The organism is Clostridium sp. CM038 (assembly GCF_055081105.1).
In genome coordinates this window covers 991,674-1,012,591 of the sequence record NZ_CM143651.1, presented here as the reverse complement: position 1 = coordinate 1,012,591, position 20,918 = coordinate 991,674, and the positions used below count along the sequence as shown (strand labels likewise).

General features: G+C 30.1%; 16 protein-coding genes and 2 pseudogenes. 9 read left to right on the top strand and 9 right to left on the bottom strand.

Translation table 11 applies throughout. The features are described 5' to 3' along the window. Positions 1–169 precede the first annotated feature (169 nt). Entirely contained in the window at positions 170–805 is a 636-nt protein-coding gene (locus ACWJKS_RS04555) for a phosphoribosyltransferase (RefSeq protein ID WP_462960528.1), read from the bottom strand. A 393-nt stretch (positions 806–1,198) separates the two neighbouring features. On the opposite strand from ACWJKS_RS04555, the gene ACWJKS_RS04550 reads away from it, so the two are divergent. The 3 genes and pseudogenes from ACWJKS_RS04550 to ACWJKS_RS04540 all read left to right on the top strand — a co-directional run bounded on the left by ACWJKS_RS04550 (position 1,199) and on the right by ACWJKS_RS04540 (position 5,290). Further along, complete coding sequence (locus tag ACWJKS_RS04550; protein WP_462960527.1) at positions 1,199–2,776, top strand: PTS transporter subunit EIIC; 1,578 nt, start codon at positions 1,199–1,201, stop codon at positions 2,774–2,776. Between the two features lie 111 nt (positions 2,777–2,887). Beyond that, a complete protein-coding gene (locus ACWJKS_RS04545; RefSeq protein ID WP_462960526.1) occupies positions 2,888–4,213 on the top strand; it encodes a 6-phospho-alpha-glucosidase in 1,326 nt (441 codons plus the stop codon). Between the two features lie 328 nt (positions 4,214–4,541). After that, positions 4,542–5,290 (top strand): annotated as a pseudogene (locus tag ACWJKS_RS04540) (MurR/RpiR family transcriptional regulator). Positions 5,291–5,441: 151 nt separating this feature from the next. Here ACWJKS_RS04540 and ACWJKS_RS04535 read toward each other — a convergent pair. Together ACWJKS_RS04535 and ACWJKS_RS04530 are read right to left on the bottom strand one after the other, a co-directional pair. Then, positions 5,442–5,900 (bottom strand): GyrI-like domain-containing protein, encoded by a 459-nt coding sequence (locus tag ACWJKS_RS04535; protein ID WP_462960525.1) that lies wholly within the window; start codon positions 5,898–5,900, stop codon positions 5,442–5,444. A gap of 66 nt (positions 5,901–5,966) precedes the next feature. Next, positions 5,967–6,872, bottom strand: a complete 906-nt coding sequence (locus ACWJKS_RS04530) for a helix-turn-helix transcriptional regulator (RefSeq protein WP_462960524.1) — start codon at positions 6,870–6,872, stop codon at positions 5,967–5,969. Positions 6,873–7,039: 167 nt separating this feature from the next. Between ACWJKS_RS04530 and ACWJKS_RS04525 the strand changes: the two are divergent. The 6 genes and pseudogenes from ACWJKS_RS04525 to ACWJKS_RS04500 all read left to right on the top strand — a co-directional run. After that, a pseudogene (locus ACWJKS_RS04525) lies at positions 7,040–7,123 on the top strand (IS200/IS605 family transposase); the annotation flags it as partial. A gap of 126 nt (positions 7,124–7,249) precedes the next feature. Continuing rightward, a complete protein-coding gene (locus ACWJKS_RS04520) occupies positions 7,250–8,434 on the top strand; it encodes a sensor histidine kinase (protein WP_462960523.1) in 1,185 nt (394 codons plus the stop codon). Continuing rightward, positions 8,421–9,077, top strand: coding sequence for a response regulator transcription factor (locus tag ACWJKS_RS04515; RefSeq protein ID WP_462960521.1), 657 nt, complete (start codon positions 8,421–8,423; stop codon positions 9,075–9,077). Before ACWJKS_RS04520 ends, ACWJKS_RS04515 begins: the two co-directional genes overlap by 14 nt. Before the next feature lie 128 nt (positions 9,078–9,205). Beyond that, a complete protein-coding gene (locus ACWJKS_RS04510; protein WP_462960520.1) occupies positions 9,206–10,144 on the top strand; it encodes an ABC transporter ATP-binding protein in 939 nt (312 codons plus the stop codon). A gap of 11 nt (positions 10,145–10,155) precedes the next feature. Then, positions 10,156–11,310: an ABC transporter permease gene (locus ACWJKS_RS04505; protein ID WP_462960519.1), complete on the top strand. Its 1,155-nt coding sequence runs from the start codon at positions 10,156–10,158 to the stop codon at positions 11,308–11,310. A 2-nt stretch (positions 11,311–11,312) separates the two neighbouring features. Continuing rightward, on the top strand, positions 11,313–12,410 hold the full coding sequence (locus ACWJKS_RS04500; RefSeq protein WP_462960518.1) for an ABC transporter permease: 1,098 nt from the start codon (positions 11,313–11,315) through the stop codon (positions 12,408–12,410). A 241-nt stretch (positions 12,411–12,651) separates the two neighbouring features. On the opposite strand, the gene ACWJKS_RS04495 is transcribed toward ACWJKS_RS04500, so the two are convergent. The 6 genes from ACWJKS_RS04495 to clpB form a co-directional block, all read right to left on the bottom strand. Then, positions 12,652–15,153 (bottom strand): ABC transporter permease, encoded by a 2,502-nt coding sequence (locus ACWJKS_RS04495; RefSeq protein ID WP_462960517.1) that lies wholly within the window; start codon positions 15,151–15,153, stop codon positions 12,652–12,654. Positions 15,154–15,155: 2 nt separating this feature from the next. Continuing rightward, positions 15,156–15,860: an ABC transporter ATP-binding protein gene (locus ACWJKS_RS04490; protein ID WP_220286492.1), complete on the bottom strand. Its 705-nt coding sequence runs from the start codon at positions 15,858–15,860 to the stop codon at positions 15,156–15,158. A 10-nt stretch (positions 15,861–15,870) separates the two neighbouring features. Continuing rightward, the gene (locus tag ACWJKS_RS04485; protein ID WP_216302898.1) at positions 15,871–16,476 is read right to left on the bottom strand and encodes a TetR/AcrR family transcriptional regulator; all 606 of its coding nucleotides are present in this window, start codon (positions 16,474–16,476) and stop codon (positions 15,871–15,873) included. Positions 16,477–16,694: 218 nt separating this feature from the next. After that, complete coding sequence (gene mntA, locus ACWJKS_RS04480; protein ID WP_220286493.1) at positions 16,695–17,105, bottom strand: type VII toxin-antitoxin system MntA family adenylyltransferase antitoxin; 411 nt, start codon at positions 17,103–17,105, stop codon at positions 16,695–16,697. A gap of 96 nt (positions 17,106–17,201) precedes the next feature. Beyond that, complete coding sequence (locus tag ACWJKS_RS04475; RefSeq protein WP_220286494.1) at positions 17,202–18,002, bottom strand: hypothetical protein; 801 nt, start codon at positions 18,000–18,002, stop codon at positions 17,202–17,204. Positions 18,003–18,273: 271 nt separating this feature from the next. Then, positions 18,274–20,871, bottom strand: coding sequence for an ATP-dependent chaperone ClpB (gene clpB / locus ACWJKS_RS04470; protein ID WP_462960516.1), 2,598 nt, complete (start codon positions 20,869–20,871; stop codon positions 18,274–18,276). Positions 20,872–20,918 lie beyond the last annotated feature (47 nt).

Below are 20,918 nucleotides of genomic sequence, written 5' to 3'. Positions count from 1 at the left end.
AAAAAAGTTTCTCTCGTTGAATAATATATAGTTTATATTATACTATATATTATTCAATTGCATAAGCAAAAACGCTATTGTACATTTTGAAGCATAATGCGTTTATTTATATTAGTCATGACTACCCTTAAACGTCACAATCTATCGCAACAAGCTTATACTCCCTAATTTATCCCCTCAATTCATTCATGATTTTAAATACTTCTTCATCTATAACTTGCTTAAAATCCATATAATATGAACCTACTGCATAAAATTCATCTGGTATATATAGGCATATTACCTCATCTACAAGTTCTTTGAATTCTTCAATAACTTCCATAGGACCTACAGGAATAGCTAGAATGATTTTTTTAGCTCCTTGCTTTTTAACAGATTTTATTACAGCCAGGATAGTAAATCCCGTAGCAATCCCATCATCAATAATTATAACTGTTTTATCTTTAACCTCAGGAAATGTATCCTTTCCACGGTACTCTTTCATTCTTCTTTTAATTTCTTTTGTTTGCTCTAAAACTTCCTTCTCGATATACTCTTGTGATATACCAATCATTTTCACGTAATGATTATTTATAAAATAACTACCATCCACAGACACTGCACCTATTGCAAACTCCTTGTTATGTGGTGCCCCTATTTTTCTTGGAATAATCAAATCCCATTTAAACCCAAACCTTTTTACTGTATCATAAGCTATTTCGAGTCCACCTCTTGGCACCGCAAGTACAATTACATCTTCATCTTTAAATTTTTCAAGACTATCAGTTAGCTTTTCCCCTGCATCTTTTCTGTCTAAAAACATCATTCTAATGCACCACACCTTTTAACTTAATTTTTATTTATAAGTCTCTACCGTTTTTTTTAGATTTTCCTATATATACTTCCAAACATTGAGATAAATTATCCCTGCTGCAGATCAAGCTTTTTTAAATTGAAGGTAACTCAAAATATAATTTAACGCAAAGAAAAAAGGCCCATGGAAAATCACAAATTATTTCCCGGGCATATTTTTATATTTGTATAAAAAACAGGTTATCAATTGACTTAACCTGTTTTTTAATAGGGCTTGCCTGTTTAAACTCATACAAAAATTTGTTAAAATGTAAGTAATAACAAATCGTTACAAAAGACGACATATACAAGAAGTAAATGATTACATTCAAAAGCTTTCAATAAAATTGAAAAGGAGAATTTTCAAATGAAAGAAAAAATAGTAAGTGGAATGCAAGTTTTTGCAAGAGCTATAGTAGTTCCAGTATTGTTTTTACCTATTGTTGGTATAATTATTGCATTGTCCTCTATATTAAGTAACCCGACAATTGTTGGAAATGGTAGTTCTCTAATAAATGTTGGAAAATATATTGCAAGTGGTCTTTGGCCTATTATGAATAATTTAGGCATCCTCTTCTGCGTTGGTATTTCTATGGGTATGGCAAAAGACAAAAAAGCAGAAGCGGCTCTTGTGGCATTACTTTCATTTTTAATATTTTTAGGAGCTAATAATGAGTGGCTTACTTTAACAGGAAAATTAGTAAATTACAAAACCGCTTCAGATTTATATGGGACAGGTCAAACTATAATTTTGGGATTTCAAGTAATAGATATGGGTGTTTTCTTAGGAATAATTCTTGGTGTAGTAGTAGCACTTACTCATAATAAATTTAGTAATAAAGAATTTCCAGGTGCATTTGCGTTTTATGGAAACACAAAATTAGTTCTTTTAGTTTTAGTACCTATTTTACTAATCCTTGGGATAGCATTTAGCTATGTTTGGCCCGTTATTGCAATCGGTATCAGTGGTCTAACAGGTTTTATAAATGTATCAGGTTATGTTGGTGTATTCTTATATGGATTTTTAAATAGAGTGTTAATTCCAACCGGATTACATCACTTGATATGGACTCCATTTTCTTACTCTAATATTGGTGGAACATTAGAAATCGGTGGGAAAACAGTTTTTGGAGCTTATAATATTTTTTTAGCACAGTTAACAGATCCATCAATAAAAGTTTTTGATCCTTCTGCAAAATATTTACAGTATGGTATTGTTAAAATGTTTGGTTTAGTAGGAGCAGCTTTAGCATTTTACAAAACAGCTAAACCAGAGAATAAGGTTAAATTAAAGGCTATTTTAATACCAGCAGTAGCAACATCAGTTTTGGTTGGTATTACAGAACCTTTAGAATTTACATTTTTATTTATAGCACCAGCTTTATGGGTAGCTTACTCTGTATTTGATGGTATATTTCAAACTATTGTAGTAGCACTCGGAGTTAGAACTTATTCAGCAGGTGGTATTATAGATTTCTTAACATATAATTTACCAGCCGGAATTAGTAGGACTAGATGGCCTATAGCTATAGGCGTAGGTTTAGTTGAACTAATCGCATTTTACTTTTTATTTAATTTTTTAATTATCAAGTTTAATCTAAAAACTCCAGGTAGAGAAGATAGTGAAGTGAAATTATATACTAAAAAAGATTATAAAGATAAGGTTAGTACTAGTTCATTGCATGAAGCAGAAGTTAAAACCCAAGGTGCTGATTTATCATCAGTAATAGTGGGAGCTCTTGGAGGAAAGAAAAATATAGAAACTGTGGATAATTGCTTTTCTCGTTTAAGGATAAAAATAACAGAGGCCGATAAAGTTGATGAAGTAGTTTTGAAATCCACAGGAGCTTTAGGTGTAATAAAACATGGTAGTAACATTCAAGTTATATATGGACCTAAAGTAAGTGGAGTAAGAAGTGACATTGATAAATATCTTAGTGTTTAAAAAAATTTTTCTGTAAATAATCATGGAGTTAAATACTGTGGATAGGTAAATAAACGGAATATAATTCACCTATTTATAGATTATATATAAAATTAGAAAGAAGGAATAAAAATGAGTAAATTTTCAGTAACAATAGCTGGTGGTGGAAGTACATTTACACCTGGAATAATATTAATGCTTTTAGACAACTTAGATAAGTTTCCTATAAGAAAACTAACATTATATGACAACGATAAGGAAAGACAGGCAATAGTGGCTGGAGCATGTGCTGTTGTTTTGAAGGAAAAAGCACCAGAAATTGAATTTAGTGTAACAACAGATCCAAAAGAAGCATTTACAGACACAGACTTTGTTATGGCCCATATAAGAGTAGGTAAATATGCAATGCGTGAATTAGATGAGAAAATTCCATTGAAGTATGATGTACTTGGACAAGAAACTTGTGGTCCAGGAGGTATTTCTTATGGAATGAGATCCATTGGTGGAGTTATTGAAATACTTGACTATATGGAGAAATATTCACCAAATGCATGGATGTTAAACTACTCCAACCCCGCAGCAATAGTTGCAGAAGCAACCAGAAAATTAAGGCCTAATTCGAAGATATTAAACATATGTGATATGCCAATAGGTACAGAAGTACGCATGGCTGAAATTTTAGGACTAAAATCTAGAAAAGATATGAAAGTTCGCTATTATGGTCTTAATCATTTTGGTTGGTGGACAGACATACGCGATACTGCTGGAAATGACTTAATGCCAAAAATAAAAGAACATGTTGCTAAATATGGTTATATAATTGGTGAAGGAGGTACTCAAGAAACTGAGACAAGTTGGTACGATACCTTTGCAAAAGCAAAAGATGTATATGCATTAGACCCAAATACGTTGCCTAATACTTATTTAAAATATTATTTATTTCAGGATTATGTTGTTAAACATTCAAATAAAGAATATACAAGAGCTAATGAAGTAATGGATGGAAGAGAAAAGTTTGTATTTGGTGAGTGTAGAAAAATTATTCAACAACAATCTACACAAGGATGTGAATTGCATGTGGATGATCATGCATCATATATAGTTGATCTAGCAACAGCTATAGCATATAATTCACAGGAAAGAATGCTATTAATTGTAGAGAATAATGGTGCTATCGAAAACTTTGATCCAACAGCTATGGTTGAAATACCTTGTATGGTTGGAAGCAATGGACCAGAACCATTAGTAGTAGGAAAAATCCCTCAATTCCAGAAGGGATTAATGCAGCAACAAGTTTCTGTAGAAAAATTAGTAGTTGAAGCTTGGATAGAGAAATCCTATCTAAAATTGTGGCAAGCTATTACACTTTCTAAAACTGTACCTAGTGCAAGTGTTGCTAAGAATATTTTAGATGATTTAATTAAAGTAAACAAAGAATATTGGCCTGAATTAAAATAGTTGTTGAAGTGAATATAATTTAGTGTTTTAAAAGTTGGGACTGTCTTAAAAATAGATTTTAGATCTATTTTGGGCAGTCTCTTTTTTATTTTTAATTATTTTGTGAGATAATTAGAATTCAACTACATTTACTACAGAAAGTCTCCCGTTGGCATGTTGTGGGGATATTTAACTTTGTTTAATTATTAAATATACAAGTAAAAAAATCTATAAAATTAAATGTAGAAATTTCTTAATTTATTGTGCGGAATATAAGGTATAATATAGTAGTGAATAATACAACATTTATTAAACAAATTATATAATATTTATAGTAGGTGAAAAACGCATGAACTTAGATATTAGCAAAATGGTGGATAAATATCAGTTAAGTGGTACAGATGAAAACATATTAATTTATATTATAAATAATATAGAGAATGTTAAAGAAATAGGGGTATAGCAAAGGAAAATTATACATCTACTACTACTATTATGAATCTAGCAAAAAAAATAGGTTATTCCGGATTTTTAGATATGTATTATAATTTGAATTTTACATTGAAAGATAAAAAATCGCATTTTTCAGGGCAAAAAAATAATAAATACTATGGCGTGGACTTAGAAGAATTGTTATCATTGATAGAATCTAAAAAAATAAGTGACTTTATAGATTTATTAATGGAAAATAAAGGTCAAATCATATATACCTGTGGACAAGGATTTTCAGAATCTATTGCAAAATATATTACTAGAAAATTATTAGTTCTTGGTTTTAATTGTATTTTTTCTGAATCTTATGAAAGCTATGATGTAAATGCCATTAAAGCAAAGCTATTTATAAGTGTATCAAAGTCAGGAGAAACGGACTTTTTAGTAAAAGTTTCTGAATCGGCTAAAAAAAACGGGATAAAAATAGTTTCCTTTACAGGAGATGTAGATAATACATTAGCTAAAATATCAGATATAAACTTTAAATTATATGATATGAATACTATGGATGATCGTAATAAATTAGCAACTTCCTTCTATTCTAATATTTTAATTTTATTTGAATTTTTAATAGGTATATATTTAGAAAAAAGCCAAGAAAATTGAGCTTAATACCAAGACAAAGGTCCATATGAATTTTAAAATTTATATAGTCTTTTGTCTTGGTATTCTTTATTCTAGCTTGTCAATATGAGTCCAATGTCCGTGAAATTTTAAAAACAAATTGTATTCACACTTCAAGAGAATACTTCCATAATTAATTAATAGAAATATACATATGTATTTCACAATTTTCCATATCACCACCACTTTGATATTCTTCAAAATCACAACTATATTTCCTATTTAAATCCATTGACCATAGTTTTGTCCAAAATTCAGTGACGGCTGTTTGCATATGTCCATTCACTACGAACTTTAGATATTTTCCTGCAGGAATTGTTTTTACTAAAACTTCAATTGGTGGTTTTTCACACTTGCTAATTTCACAGCAAACAGTTACATCATACAATCCACTTACGTTATTTTCATAGTTAGAGTACAATCCAATACTACAACCGTTTTTCTTGTTTAATATAGACTGGTATACTCCATCGGCAAAAAAATGCTGCCATAGTCCCCCAATAGCTTGTGTCATATTTTCATCATTGTTACTTGTTCGAATGGTTAATCCTACTACCGTTTTTTCATTTATTTCTACTGTTTCATAATTCATTATGCACACCCCTTTTCCTTTAATAAAATTAGTATAACATTCATAAACTGACAACATTATGTCATATTATAAATATTTTTTTAATGCTTTTTCATATTTACGTGTGATAGTATCCTTAATGTATTCTGGTTCTAAAACCTCTGCATATTCTCCGTATGACATTATATATCCATAAATCCAATCATTTTGGGGAATAGTAGTGCTTATAATAAAGCTTCCGTCAAGGTTCTTTTGAATATCTTCTATGCGAAACTCGTCAAACAATCGATATGCCATGTTACTATCAATTTTTAAAACTAATGTAACCATTTTACTTTTGTATGATTTATCCGAATCGCTCCAAATGTCCTGCGGGGTATCTCTATTAATACTCTCATTTAAAGATAAAAGGTTTTTTATACGTGTTATTTTGAAGATTCTATAATCATTTTTCAACCTGCAGTAACCATAAAAATACCAACTTTGTCCTTTAAAAACAAGCTTCAGCGGTTCTACAAGCCTTGTTGACTTCTCCCCATATAAATTGTAATAATCAAACTTAATGACCTTTTTCCCTAAAATAGCATTCTTTAAAACCATAAATTTTTCTCTTTCGTTATCATCGCTACCCCAATGAGAAAAATCCACATCAATCCAGCTTGTATTATCCTTGTTAAACAAGATTGCAATCTTATTTAAAACAGGATCTATATTAGGAACATTTAATGCATTTAAACTTTGTAATGCTGATAATATTTCATTTTGCTCTGTGTCTGAGAGCACAGACTTATTTAAGACAAACTCTGGTACTATGCTAATGCCACCACCTTTACCCTTAGTTGTATAGATCGGTATTCCAGCTATACAAAGGGTATCAATATCACGATAAATAGTCCGCTGTGAAACTTCAAAATGTTCCGCTAGTTCCCTTGCGGTAATTTTTTTTCTCTTTAATAGCATATATACAATTTCAAATAACCTATTAATTTGCATTATAATCACCCAAATATATTATATCAAAATTATATGACAACTTCATATCATGTTTTCAGCGTATCCAATTATTTTAGGTTCGATACCCAAAATAATAACTTTTTGACGAGTTGCTATTAGTAATGTACTATAGAATCAGTAGTAAAGTTATGAAATGGGTAAACATAATGATTTTAGATACAAATAATCATTCAGTATTCTTGTTGAATTATCATTTAGTATTGGTTATAAAGTATAGGCTTGAAGTAATAACTAGTGGTGCTCCTATAGATATAGTTAGAAAATACATAGAGGATCAAGGAATGAAATGAGGTAAGTAGTTTACGGGGTAAAATAATATATTAGAGAAATTAATGCGATTATATTCAGGAGGAGTTATGTGGAATAAAAGTTTGCTTGTTTTTATAAGGTATTTTTTGATATTGATAATGTTATTAGGAATAGTTGTAAATGGAATAAATTTAACTACATCAATGATAATATTTATATTTGTATTTTTAATAAATAATCAGATAAGATTTTTTTCATTAAATAAAACTTTTTATAAAATAGTATCATTTGTAATCGAGTTTATATTCATAGTTGTTCCTTATAAATGGATTGGTGGATACCTTATTACTTATCTTATATTACTAGCTCTTGATAGTAATATACTTTTTGAAAAACCAGTCAAGCATATTTTTAATTTAGCTATAATTTTACAGGGGGTTGTACTTTCTTTAGATGAAAACCTGGAATTTAAATTTATAAATGTAGCTTTATTAATAGTTGTTGTTGCTATATTATACTTAATAAAAGATGAGAGTGATAGAAAGATTGAAGCACAGATGCTTTATGATAAGCTTAGAATTTCAGAAGAAAAACTTAAGAGTGCTAACAGGGATTTAGAAGTTTATGCTAGTTCTATAGAGGAATTAACGCTGCTAAGAGAGCGGAACAGGCTTTCAAGAGAAATACATGATAGTGTAGGACATGCATTATCAGTAATAATAATACAACTAGGAGCTATTGAAAGAACAATAGAAATAAACCAACAAACTGCAAAACAAGTAACAAAAGAGCTTAGAAAATTTACTCAAAGTAGCTTAAATGAGGTTAGAATGGCTGTAAGGGAAATAAAACCTAAAGAATTTGAGAACTATGAGGGTATTTTAATAATTGAGGAGCTTATAAAAAATTTCAAAAAACTGACGGGAGTTGCGGTTAGACTTGCTTTTACAAAAAAAAAGTGGTCTTTAAACCCAGATCAAGCCTTTGTAATTTACAGGATAATTCAGGAGTTTTTAGCTAACAGTGTATGGAATGGTAAAGCTACATTGATTGAAATTTTCATGGCATTTAATGATTATAAATTGGTAGTTACATTAAAAGACAATGGCATAGGAATGGACAACTTAGTAGAAGGAATCGGGCTTAAGGGTATGAGAGAAAGGGTAACGGAAATAGGCGGTATTTTTGAGTATGCAACAAAGCGTGGAGATGGGTTTTTAGTAAAAATAGAGTTAGATAAGGTGGAGAAGCTTAAAATTCATTCACAGGAGGAAAATCATGGACAAGATTAAGGTAATGCTGGTGGATGATGAAAAACTTATTAGAACAGGTATGAACATGATACTTAATACTTATGAAGATATTGAAGTTATAAGTACTGCAGCAAATGGTGAAGAAGCTTTAATTGAATGCAGAAAAAGTAAGCCAGATGTTGTGCTTATGGACGTTAGAATGCCTAAGTGTGATGGGGTACTTGGAACAAAACTAATTAAAAAGGAGTTTGAAAACATCAAAATTTTGATTTTAACTACCTTTAATGATTTGGAATATATTCATGAAGCATTAAAATATGGTGCATCAGGATATCTTTTAAAGGATAGTGATTATGATTTGATTTATGAGGGAATAAAAGGGTGTTTTAAGGGAAATGTGGTTATAAATCCAGAGGTGGTATATAAAATCCTTAATGAAAATATAAATTATAATAAGAAAAGCAATTTAGAACAGATAAAAATCAGTAATGATTTAATTGATAAAGAACTAAATATAATTCGAGAAGTGGCTAATGGCTTAGCAAATAAGGAAATTGCGGAAAATTTATTTTTATCAGAAGGGACCATAAAAAATAACATAAGTAGTATATTACAAAAACTTTCCCTTAGGGATAGAACTCAACTTACCATATTTGCATTTAAAAACAGCATAGCAGATTGAAAAACAATCAAAAAACAATATAATAGCTAAAAAGTGACTTGAGTAACTTTTACAGTTACTCCTGGTACTGGTAATACCCCCTTGATTCCTCTAGAATATAAATAGAGAGATTAAGGGGGTAAGTTTTTATGAATAATATAATTGTAAAAAATGTAACAAAAAGATTTGATGATAAATTAGTTTTAGATAATATATCTTTTGAAATAAAAGAGGGAGATATATTTGGATTAATAGGACCTAATGGAGCAGGTAAATTCACATTAATAAATATTATCACAGGACTCATTAAAGGAAATGGTGGAGACGTTATTATGGGAGGGCACTCCATATCAAAGGAGCCAATAAAAGCAAAAGAACTTATAGGACTTGTGCCACAAGAACTAGCTTTAATAGAACAACTAACTGCTTATGATAATCTTGAGTATTTTGGAGCTTTCTATGGCCTTTGCGGAAAGCTTTTAAAGGAAAGAATTGAAGAGGCACTAATAGTAACTGGGTTACGTGAAAAGAAAAAAGTAAAGGTTAAAAAATTCTCAGGAGGAATGAAGAGAAGATTAAATTTAGCAGTAGCAATAATGCATAGACCTAAAATTCTTATATTAGATGAGCCAACAGTGGGAGTAGATCCTCAATCTAGAAACTATATCTTCGAGTTTATTAAGAAGATAAATAAGGAGAACAATACAACCGTAATATATACTTCTCACTATATGGAGGAAGTTGAACAGCTGTGTAACAATATATTTATTTTAGACGAAGGATCAGAAATTGCTTTTGGATCAAAATCAATGATTAAGTCTATGGCAAATATTCATGGTACTATTAAATTTACTTTGGATTACAATGATGATGAATTTTTACTTAAGATAAAGAAATTACAAGGAGTTAAGGACTGCTTTATTAATGATGAAGAGGTTTCAATTTATGTAAATGAGGAGAGCTTTAATTTTGAAGAGCTACTAATGTTATTAACTAGGGAGCATAGAAAAATTAAGAAATTTAACGTGGAAGAAGCCTCCTTAGAGGAAGTATTTCTCTTACTTACAGGAAAAAAATTAAGGGATTAGGGGGAATGAAAATGAGAATAAAAGCTACAATAAAAGTTATTCTTAAGGGGATATTAGCCCAATGGAAAATATTAGTATTAATGTTTTCTATTTTCCCTTTAGTAATTGCTGGGCTTATGGGTACTATTCAAAAGGATATGTTTAAGCCATCGGTAAGCCAGGATAAGATCAATATTAACATTATAGATAAGGATAATAGTAAAACATCTAAAAACTTTAAAGAGTTATTTGAAACAAAAGAGTTAAAAGAAATTTTTAATGTTACAGATAAAGCTGAATATGAAGTAACGGTGCCAAAGGGCTATGAGAAAAATATAATTAGTCTAAAGGAAACCACTATATCAGCTAACGAGAAGAAAAGAGTTTCAAGTATAAATGAATTAATTATAAAAAGTGTTATAGAAGAGTACGGAAAAAGCTTAACAGAAACTGTGGTAATTTCTAATAAAATTAATAGCATGAGTATAATGGATAAAGAAAAATTATTTAATGAGGTTATTACTAATATAAATAAAAATTCAGACATTGCTACCTTGAAGCAAAATATAATTAAAGGAGAAAGTGTTTTATCATCCTTTGAAAATCAAGCTGCAACAATGATGACATTTATGGTATTTACAATGATTATGAGTTGTATTTCAGGATTTAATATGGATAAATCAAATGGAAGTAATAGAAGACTTATGTCTACTCCTATGACAAAATGTGATTTTTTTAATTTGGATTTATTGGCCTTCTTTTTAATGAGTTCAGTTTATGGAGTATTATATATTATATCCTTTAGAATAACAGGACTAGCTTTTAAAGGAGTAAATCCATTAAATATAATAGCAATATTAATATGTCAAAGTCTCTTAATAACAAGTGTAGCGGGAATTATAATAGCGTTTTTCGGTAAAAATGCTGCTAATGCTGTAGTTATAGTATTAATGTATACTCATATTTTATTTGGCGGCGGCTTTGTTCCATTAAAAGAAGTAAATAGTAAGATATTTGTAAGTATTTCAAAGTTTTCACCAGGAAATATCATTTCAGAATCCTATACAAATTGTATGCTTTTCAATTCCTTTACCACTATTAGCAAGTCTTTAATTATTATGCTATTGATATCTATAATTGCATATTGCATAAGTATATTAAAAGTAAAAACAAGATGGGAGGTATAAGTATGAAGTTTTTGTATGTGGTATTAGTTAATTGTAAAAAGCATTTTAAGGATTATAAAAGTATTATTTTTATGTTTATACTCCCTATTGCAGTTGTTCTTTTTTCAAGTAGTTTGTTTGGTTCCGAACCTAGCAGTCAGAATTTGAATTTAAAAGTAGCGGTGGTTAATTTAGATAAAGGAGATTTAGGAAAGGATTTAGTTGGAAAAATAAAACCACCTAGTGTTTATGATAATAAGGAAGAGGCCTTAGAGTCATTAAAAAACTATAAGGTAATTGCACTATATGAAATACCGAGAGACTTTGCTAAGCAAATAAATGATAATAAAAAACCAACAATAAACTCCTATAAACTAGAAGAAGGAAATAGTACTCAAATATTTGAAATACAGATAGAACAGAAGGTAAATGAATTATTTAAGGTTCAAATACTAAAAAATAGTAATATTATAAATGATGACAAGGAGTTAAATAAAAATATTGTAAAGCTTAAATATAATATGGAAAAAAAGATAGTTTCAGCAGATGAGTTTATGCCCATTGTTATGATGATGTTTTTTTTAGTTTCATTTTCAAGTATTATAAGTACAGATTTGTTAAAACTTAGGCAAGGAAGAATATTAGAAAGATTTTTATCTACTGCTAATAAAGGTTATGCAATAATAGGAAGTATTTATCTTTCTATGATTATTACACAAACTATAATGTATACAGCATCCTTTATGGTAATGAAGTTATTATTTAAAATTAGTTTTGTAAATTTTGGGATCTTACTATTAAATATCTCTTTAATGAGTATGGTATCCATAAGCCTCGCCATAATGGTCAATAGGATTTTTAAAAATCCAGGGGCTGGATCTTTAGTTATAACTTTAATATCAATGACAATGTTTTTCATATATATGGCAGCAACTTTTGGAGAAACTTCAACTAAGGTTCCAAAAATAATTGTAACATTAAGCAAGTTTACTCCATTTTATTGGTCACTTGGAAGTATAGAAAAATCAGTATTGTTTCCTAATGTTTTTGTATTAATACTAATAGCATTAACCTTCTATAGTGCTGGAAGTATCCGGTACTCAAATTTTGCTAAGGAATAACATTATAGCTTTAACGACATTTAAGAAGGAAAGTCCCCCACTTCTACAAGTGGTAGGATAACTGACCTAGCAAAAATAAAACTTCAGTAGAAGTCTAAATCTATAAAAGCTATGAAATTAATTTCACAGCTTTTATAATATAATTTGCAGATCCTCCCATGACAAAGAAAGCTATTATTTTCTATGTCATTCATAATATCAATATCTCTAAAGTACAACGCATTTACTTGAATTAGTAGTGTTATTCTGCACTTTTAAGTGATTCTATCATATCTATATTACCAAATTCTCTGTACATAACTAAATTTACAATTATAGAAAATGAAATTGTAAGTAACACTGAATATAGAAAATAAATAGGGTCAATTTTCCTCATAAACATCATTACATTAGTCTCTGAAGTGTTAATTACAAACCCACATAGGAGTATTCCCACAGCTATTCCAGTTAGGCTTCCTATTACCGTTAATATAATATTTTCACGGTATATATATAGTGCAAGTTCACTATCATAAAATCCTAAAAGTTTTATTGTAGACAACTCTCTTTTTCTTTCATTTACATTTATATTTGTAAGGTTATATATTACAACAAAAGCAAGGACTCCTGCGGATACTATTAGAACGAGCACCACTGAATTTATACTCTTCGTGGTTTTATTAAAATCAAAATGTGCTTTGTTTTTGTAATTTATAGATCCTATATTTTGAGTCCGTGTTAGTACCTTTGTGGTGTTATCTTCTGCACTATCTGATGTGGATTTTAAAAGTCCATAAAACCCGTTAAATTTAAGATTTTCCCCAGTTATTTTTTTATAATAATCAGAGCTTATGTAAATATAATGTTGCAGATAATGCTCTGTTATGCCTGAGATTCTAGCTTTTACCACTTTATCATTTATGGTTATCTCAAATATGTCTCCAATTTTTTTATTCATAAGTTTCGATAATTTTTCAGTAATAATTACACCATCTTCTTTAAGGCTTAGATCTGTACCTTTCATTGTAAGATTAATATACTTATTAAGTTCCTTCTTATCTTCTGTAACCACTAAATATGCATCTTCTCTACCAGATTTATAAAGATCCACCGTTCCATTTTTTGTATATGAAAATAAAACTGATTTTACGTTATCATCTTTCATTATTTTATTTTGTGTGATATCTTTTTGATTATCGTCTATGTCTTTCCTAAGTGTTGACTGCATATCATATCTATATATATTTGTAAACTGACTTTCCACAGCACCCATTATTCCTGATTTAAGTCCAAATCCTGTTATCATAAGTCCTGTACACACCGCGATGCCTATTACGGTCATGAAAAACCTTTGTTTATATCTAAATATATTTCTTGCAGTAACTTTACTTGTAAAACTCAACTTTTTCCATATAAAAGTTATTTTTTCGAGTAATATAGTCTTTCCAGCCTTTGGCGGTTTTGGTCTCATCAAAGATGCTGGTGCTTCTCTTAATTCCTCAAGTGTCGCCGCTCCCGCTGCAAGAGTTGTAAATAGTATAGCGATTAATGAAGATTGAAGCGCTAAACTAGGGTTAAAAGGAGTTAAAGAACTTGGAATAGAATAAAGCGAGCTATAAGCATTCATTATAAGTGGAGGAAAAAGTCTAAATCCGAAAGACACACCTACTATGCTACCTGTTATACTAGCTAAAAGTGCATATATTAAATAGTGAGTAGTTATGGCCATTCTTGAATATCCTAAAGCTTTTAAAGTTCCTATTTCAATTCTATTTTCTTGAACCATTCTCGTCATAGTTGTTAGGCTAACTAAAGCTGCCACTAAGAAAAATATAAGTGGGAAGGCCTTGCCTATGTTATCTATTCTTTCACTATCTTGTCTATATGTTTCATATCCCAGATTAGCATCTCTTCCAAGAACATACCATTCTGGTTTTTTAATATCATTATTTTCTGCTATGTTTATTTTACCTTGCGTAGCTTTCAATATTTGCGAATACCTTACTTTACTTCTTATAACTCCAATGTCCTTAAGATCTTGCTTCATATTGTTAGAAGTTTTTTTATAATCTTCACTTAATATAAGACTATCTTTTGATTCTTCACTATCATCTTTTACATATATTTCTGTATAAACATCGCTTTTAAATACATCAGGTAGTATATAAATAAATCCCCGAACAGTTCCATTACCAACTGAACTTAGCTGTCTTTGAGCTGATAAGTATAAAGGTGACAGCGCTGTTCCTACTATTTTAAATCTGCTATTTTTTAGGTCATTATCTATTAAAGCATCTTTTCCTGATTTAAGTTCTATAACATCCCCTATTTTAAGTTTATTTTCTTTTAAAAATCCTTCTTCCACTACAACTTCATTGTTAGCTTTTGCTATTCTTCCTGTGACGATTTTTATCTTATTTATGCCACTTTCAGGAGGAATTGAATTAACATTAATCACCAGGGAATGTTTATCTTTTTCAACTACTGCGTCTATTGAAAATGAACCCTCAGCCTTTTTTACACCTTTTAGTTTTTGGACCTCAGCTAAGTCATCCTTTGTAAGTCCAAGTGTAGATATAAGTTTAAAATCCATAAACTCAGTTTGATTAAAATAAAAATCCGCTGATTTTTTCATATCTGGACTAGTAGCTCGAACTCCAGCATAAAAAGCTACTCCCATTGCAATGATTATTACTATAGATAAAAACCTTGAAAGTGTCTTTTTTATGTCTCTAAATAAATTTTTAAAAAATGTTTTCTTCACTTCTACCACTCCAAGCTTTCGATAGACATTGGATTATCATTTTTCATTACGCTTTCAACTTTACCACTTTTAACTGTTATTATCTTGTCAGCAATAGGGGTTATAGCGGAATTATGTGTAATGACTATGACAGTCATGCCATGCTTTTTTGAAGTATCAGATAGTAACTTAAGTATCGACTTACCAGTATTATAATCCAGTGCTCCTGTAGGCTCATCACAAAGAAGTAACTTAGGATTTTTTGCAAGGGCCCTCGCTATGGAAACTCTTTGCTGTTCTCCTCCCGAAAGCTGCGACGGGAAATTCCGCATTCTATTTTCAAGGCCTACATTTTTAAGTACTTCTTCAGGATTCATTGGGTTTTTACAAATTTCAACTGCAAGCTCTACATTCTCAATTGCATTTAAATTTTGTACTAAATTATAGAACTGAAATACAAATCCTATTTCGTCACGCCTATATTTTGTGAGCATTTTTTTATTGTATTCACTTATATCATTGCCATCCACTATAATATTTCCAGTAGTAACCTGGTCCATACCTCCCAAAAGGTTAAGTATTGTTGTTTTACCTGCACCACTAGCACCAATAACTACAACAAGTTCACCCTTTTCTATAGAAAATGAAACATCATCTACTGCTTTGATGATAACTTCTCCCATGGTATAAGTTTTTTTCACATTTTTTAGTTCTATAAAATTCTTCATTTTTTATCTCCTAACTTATATTTTCACAATCTAACTTGCTCATAATATTTTTATAAAATATATCTATTATATCAATAATAAGTTTTCTCACCTGAGCTCCGTCGTCTTTCTCTCTTAAAATGATAGAAATACTCTCCACAAGGTTATATGATATAAGATAAATAATAAAATTATTTTTAAGTCTTTTCCCCTGGAGTGACAGCTCATATTTCATTTTCTCTGAAACTATTCTAGTTACGAACTCAACGAAGGTCTTTTTACAATTTCCATATTTCGATCCTTCGCTTTTATTAAGTAATATTGTAATTTCTATGCTATTTTCTTTAAATATCTCCATTATCTTTTCCATTAATTTATAAAAAATATCATCTGCTTCTTCGTTTATTTCTACTTCATTAAACTGATTAATGTAATCCATTAGTCTATCATATACAGGTCCAATTAATTTTTCATACAAATCATCTTTACTATGAAAATATTTATAAAAATTCCCCACTGATGTTTCAGAGTTCTTAGCTATCCCCCTTATTGATGTGCCTTTGTATCCCCTTTGTTTAAATTCCTTTAGAGATTCTTCTACTATATTATTTCTTACCTCTTCCTTCAAATATTGCATTAGAAAACCTCCGTTCTCTTTTATAGTATACTCTATTTTTAAAAAAACTCAACTGTTGTGTTATTCAAAGGTGTCGCATCTTTCTTATACAGTGAATCAAAAATTATAAACAAATAACTAAGAAGAAAAAAGGTAACAACAATGAATTTAATCATTGTTGTTACCTTTTTCTCTTGAATTTTTATGGTTATATTTTCATTTAAATACATCCTACACTATCATTCCCCATACACATTGCCTCTCTTCTTTATGTTTTCCAATATAGCTGCTCTTTCTTCATTTAATAAAGCGTATTCCTTAAATGTATACATTTCAAAATACATTCTTCTCGTATCATTATTACAATAAATCGTTTTACCTGTTCCTACTACTTGTGATTTAAATACTGTAGATGATTTTCTTAAATCTACAAGATCTATTTCTCTATTAAGTAAACTTGCAATCTCTTGTGAAATCATAAATATTTCATATTCACTAAAAGCTTCATCACCTAAAAATGCTATGTCTATATCACTATTTGCGCGTGAAGTTCCTTTTGCATATGATCCAAATATATATATAAGAAATGGTTTTATTTTTTTTATTAAAACTTCTTTTATAATATCCTTATCTTTATCCTCTAGTTCCAAAACCTTCACATCCTTTATAACAATTATATTTATTGTATCAAATTTTTAATTAATATACTAGGCTCTAGCTAAATAACAAACAGTGCTTTCATTTCATTATATTTTTATTAATGATATTAGTAAACTTACAATGTAAGTTATACTTGAAAAAATCAATGATACTATGAGAAATCCTATTAATACAATGTTATATTTCAATATATCTTCAGCCATAACAAATCTCGAAATGCCAAGGGTATTGAGACCTAATATTATTAGGAATATTATAAATAATCCCTTAGAGGCCCCTTTAATATCCGCAGAGCTTAACGATATATGAGATGAAATACATATAGCTAAAAATAAAAACAATATAAAATAGGGATTAGTAAAATTCTTAATTGAAAAGATTATTTTTATTAAATTAACATAAGAAGTCATTATTCCATTCAGAGCTATACCGTTTAATTTAGTTACATTTAAATTATTAATAGATATAGTTATAAATTCATTATATGTCTTAGGAATTATGACGTACATTAAAGCTATTATAGACGCGATTCCTCCGAATATAGGTGCAGTGCCTATGAAAAAATTACCTATCTGTTGATATACACTATTAGGATTATAGGCATGCTTTACATACCCAAGTACACCATTTTCGTCTCTCTTTTGTATTAGTACCACTTTTGTAATTTTGTGCCCAAAGAGAAAACAAAAAATAGCATGAGAAATTTCATGTATGGGAACACCTACAATAGCGGTAATAGCAACTGCCTTCCACCCAAAACTCCTTTGCAAATTTTCTATTGAATGCTCCCTTAAAAAGCCAAGGATGAATCCTACAAGAATTATCATCCCTGTCAAATATAATGTATCTACCGATGTCTTTATTATTAAGTTTACTAAGAAATTCATTTAATCACCCTCACAAATCTTGGCTCAATCTACACCATACAAATCAGCTTCTTTAGTTATATTATATCACTAACTAAACTTTCAATGCTAGATGTTATCACCGCCACTTGTTAGCCATGACACCTAATATTTAGTGATTTTATATAAAAATAATAATAAAAGCACCTACCTAAGTAAGTGCTTTTATTATTATCTTTTAGATTATCTTGCTTTTACCGTTATCTGTCAAAATCCACCTCAATGAAAAGTGACTTTTAATAGCTCTATTAAGTTAAATTTTTTCTATTATAATTTGATTATCCTTTGCATCTACACCGATGATAGAACCATCATTTATATCTCCCCTAATAATTTTCTTTGCAATAGATGTTTCTAAAACATTTTCAATATATCTCTTTAACGGACGTGCACCGTAGATTGGATCGTAGCCTTCTTCTGCCATAAGTTCTTTAGCATCCGTAGTTACTTTCATTGATATGTTTTTATCTTTAAGCCTATTTTGAATATCTACTAGGAATATATCAACTATTCCTTCTATTTCTTTTGTTTCTAATGGTTTAAATAATATAATATCATCTAATCTATTTAAAAATTCCGGTTTAAATTTGGATTTTAGCTCGCCCATAACTCTATCACGGATATGCTGTTCTATGCCTCCACTTTCTTTGTTTTCCAAGAGGTAGTTGCTTCCGATATTTGAAGTCATAACTATTATGCAGTTTTTGAAATTCACAATCTTGCCCTGATTATCAGTTAGGCGTCCCTCGTCTAGTATTTGAAGAAATATGTTAAACACATCCTCGTGAGCTTTTTCTATTTCATCAAATAATACTACGCTATAAGGTTTCCGCCTAACAGCTTCTGTAAGCTGACCGCCCTCTTCATAACCTACATATCCTGGTGGTGCCCCTATAAGTCTTGACACAGAATATTTATCCATATATTCCGACATATCTATCCTTATTATGTTTTCACCACTCTCAAATAAAATTTTAGCTAAAGTTTTAGCAAGTTCAGTTTTTCCGACACCAGTAGGCCCAAGGAATATAAATGAACCAATAGGTCTTCTTGGATCCTTCATACCGGCCCTCGCCCTTATTACTGCATTTGACACTGCAGTTACTGCTTCTTTTTGACCAATTACCCGCTCAGATAATTCATCTTCAAGTCTTAGGAGCTTCTTCCTCTCGCTTTCTTGGAGATTTGTTACAGGTATACCAGTCCACTTTGATACTATCTGTGAAATTTCATTTTCGGTTACTTCTTCTTTAAGCATGGCTGTTTCATTATTTTTATGAATTTCTTTTTCTTTTTCTTTTATCTGAGCTTCTAGCTTAGGAATTACTCCATATTTAAGCTCTGCCACTTTATTTAAATCATATTCTCTTTCTGATTTTTCTATGTCCCCCCTTGAAGCATCGAGCTCTGCTTTCAAATTTCTAATTTCAACTATCTTAGACTTTTCTTTCTCATATTTTGCTGTCATCTCATTATCTTTATCTTTTAAATTACTTAGCTCTTTTTCGAGTATTATGAGCCTTTTCTTTGAAGCCTCATCCTTTTCTTTAGATAAAGCCTTCTTTTCAATTTCTAACTGAAATATCTTACGTTTAGCCATGTCCATATCTGTAGGCATACTATCTATATCAGTCCTTATCATAGCACAAGCTTCATCTATAAGATCTATTGCCTTATCTGGAAGAAATCGCGCCGTTATATATCTATTCGAAAGCTTTGCTGCAGCAATAATGGCTGAATCATGAATCCTTATACCATGATATATTTCAAATTTTTCTTTAAGACCTCTAAGTATTGACACAGAATCTTCAACTGTAGGTTCTTCGACAGTTACTGGTTGGAACCTTCGCTCTAAGGCTTTATCCTTCTCCAAATATTTCCTATACTCATCAAAAGTGGTCGCCCCAATGCAATGAAGGCTTCCTCTGGCTAGCAGTGGCTTTATCATGTTTCCAGCATCCATAGAACCCTCTGATTTCCCTGCTCCCACTATATTATGAATTTCATCTATAAATAAAATTATTCTACCTTCACTATTTTCTACTTCTTTAAGCACTGCTTTAAGTCTTTCTTCAAACTCACCTTTAAATTTGGCCCCCGCAATAAGTGCTCCCATATCTAAAGAAAATATTATTTTATTTTTAAGCCCTTCTGGTACGTCTCCCTTTACAATTCTTTGGGCTAGCCCTTCTACTATAGCAGTTTTACCTACTCCTGGTTCTCCTATAAGCACTGGATTATTTTTAGTTCTTCTAGAAAGTATTCTTATAACCCGCCTTATTTCCTCATCTCTTCCTATCACTGGATCTAGTTTATGTTTTTTAGCTTGTTCCACAAGGTTTGTTCCATATTTCACTAATGCCTCATAAGTGCCCTCTGGATCAGCATTTTCCACTCTCTGATTTCCCCTAACGGTCGATAACACATTTAAAAAAGCTTCTTTAGTTATATTAAATTTCTTTAAAATATCTCGAATGTCTTTAGAATTCACATCTATAAGTCCAAGCATTACATGTTCTACACTTATAAAAGAATCTTTAAACTTTTTAGCTTCATCTTCGGCCCGTGCAAAAACTTCTTCAAACCTTCTAGTAGCATAAACTGATCCACTATCTGCACCACTTCCTGTAACTTTTGGCATACTATTTATTTCTTTGTTAATCTCCTCATTAAGCTTTGCTGTATTCACTCCCATTTTACTAAATATATTAGGAATAAGACCGTCCTCTTGAGCTATAAGTGCTGCAAATAAATGCACAGTATCTACCTGTTGATGATTATTTTTTACAGCTAATAATTGAGCCTCATTTAAGGATTGTTGAACCTTTACCGTTAATTTTTCTACATCCATGTAAATAACCCTCCCTTTAGTTTTTTAAATTATTACCCACTATTTAA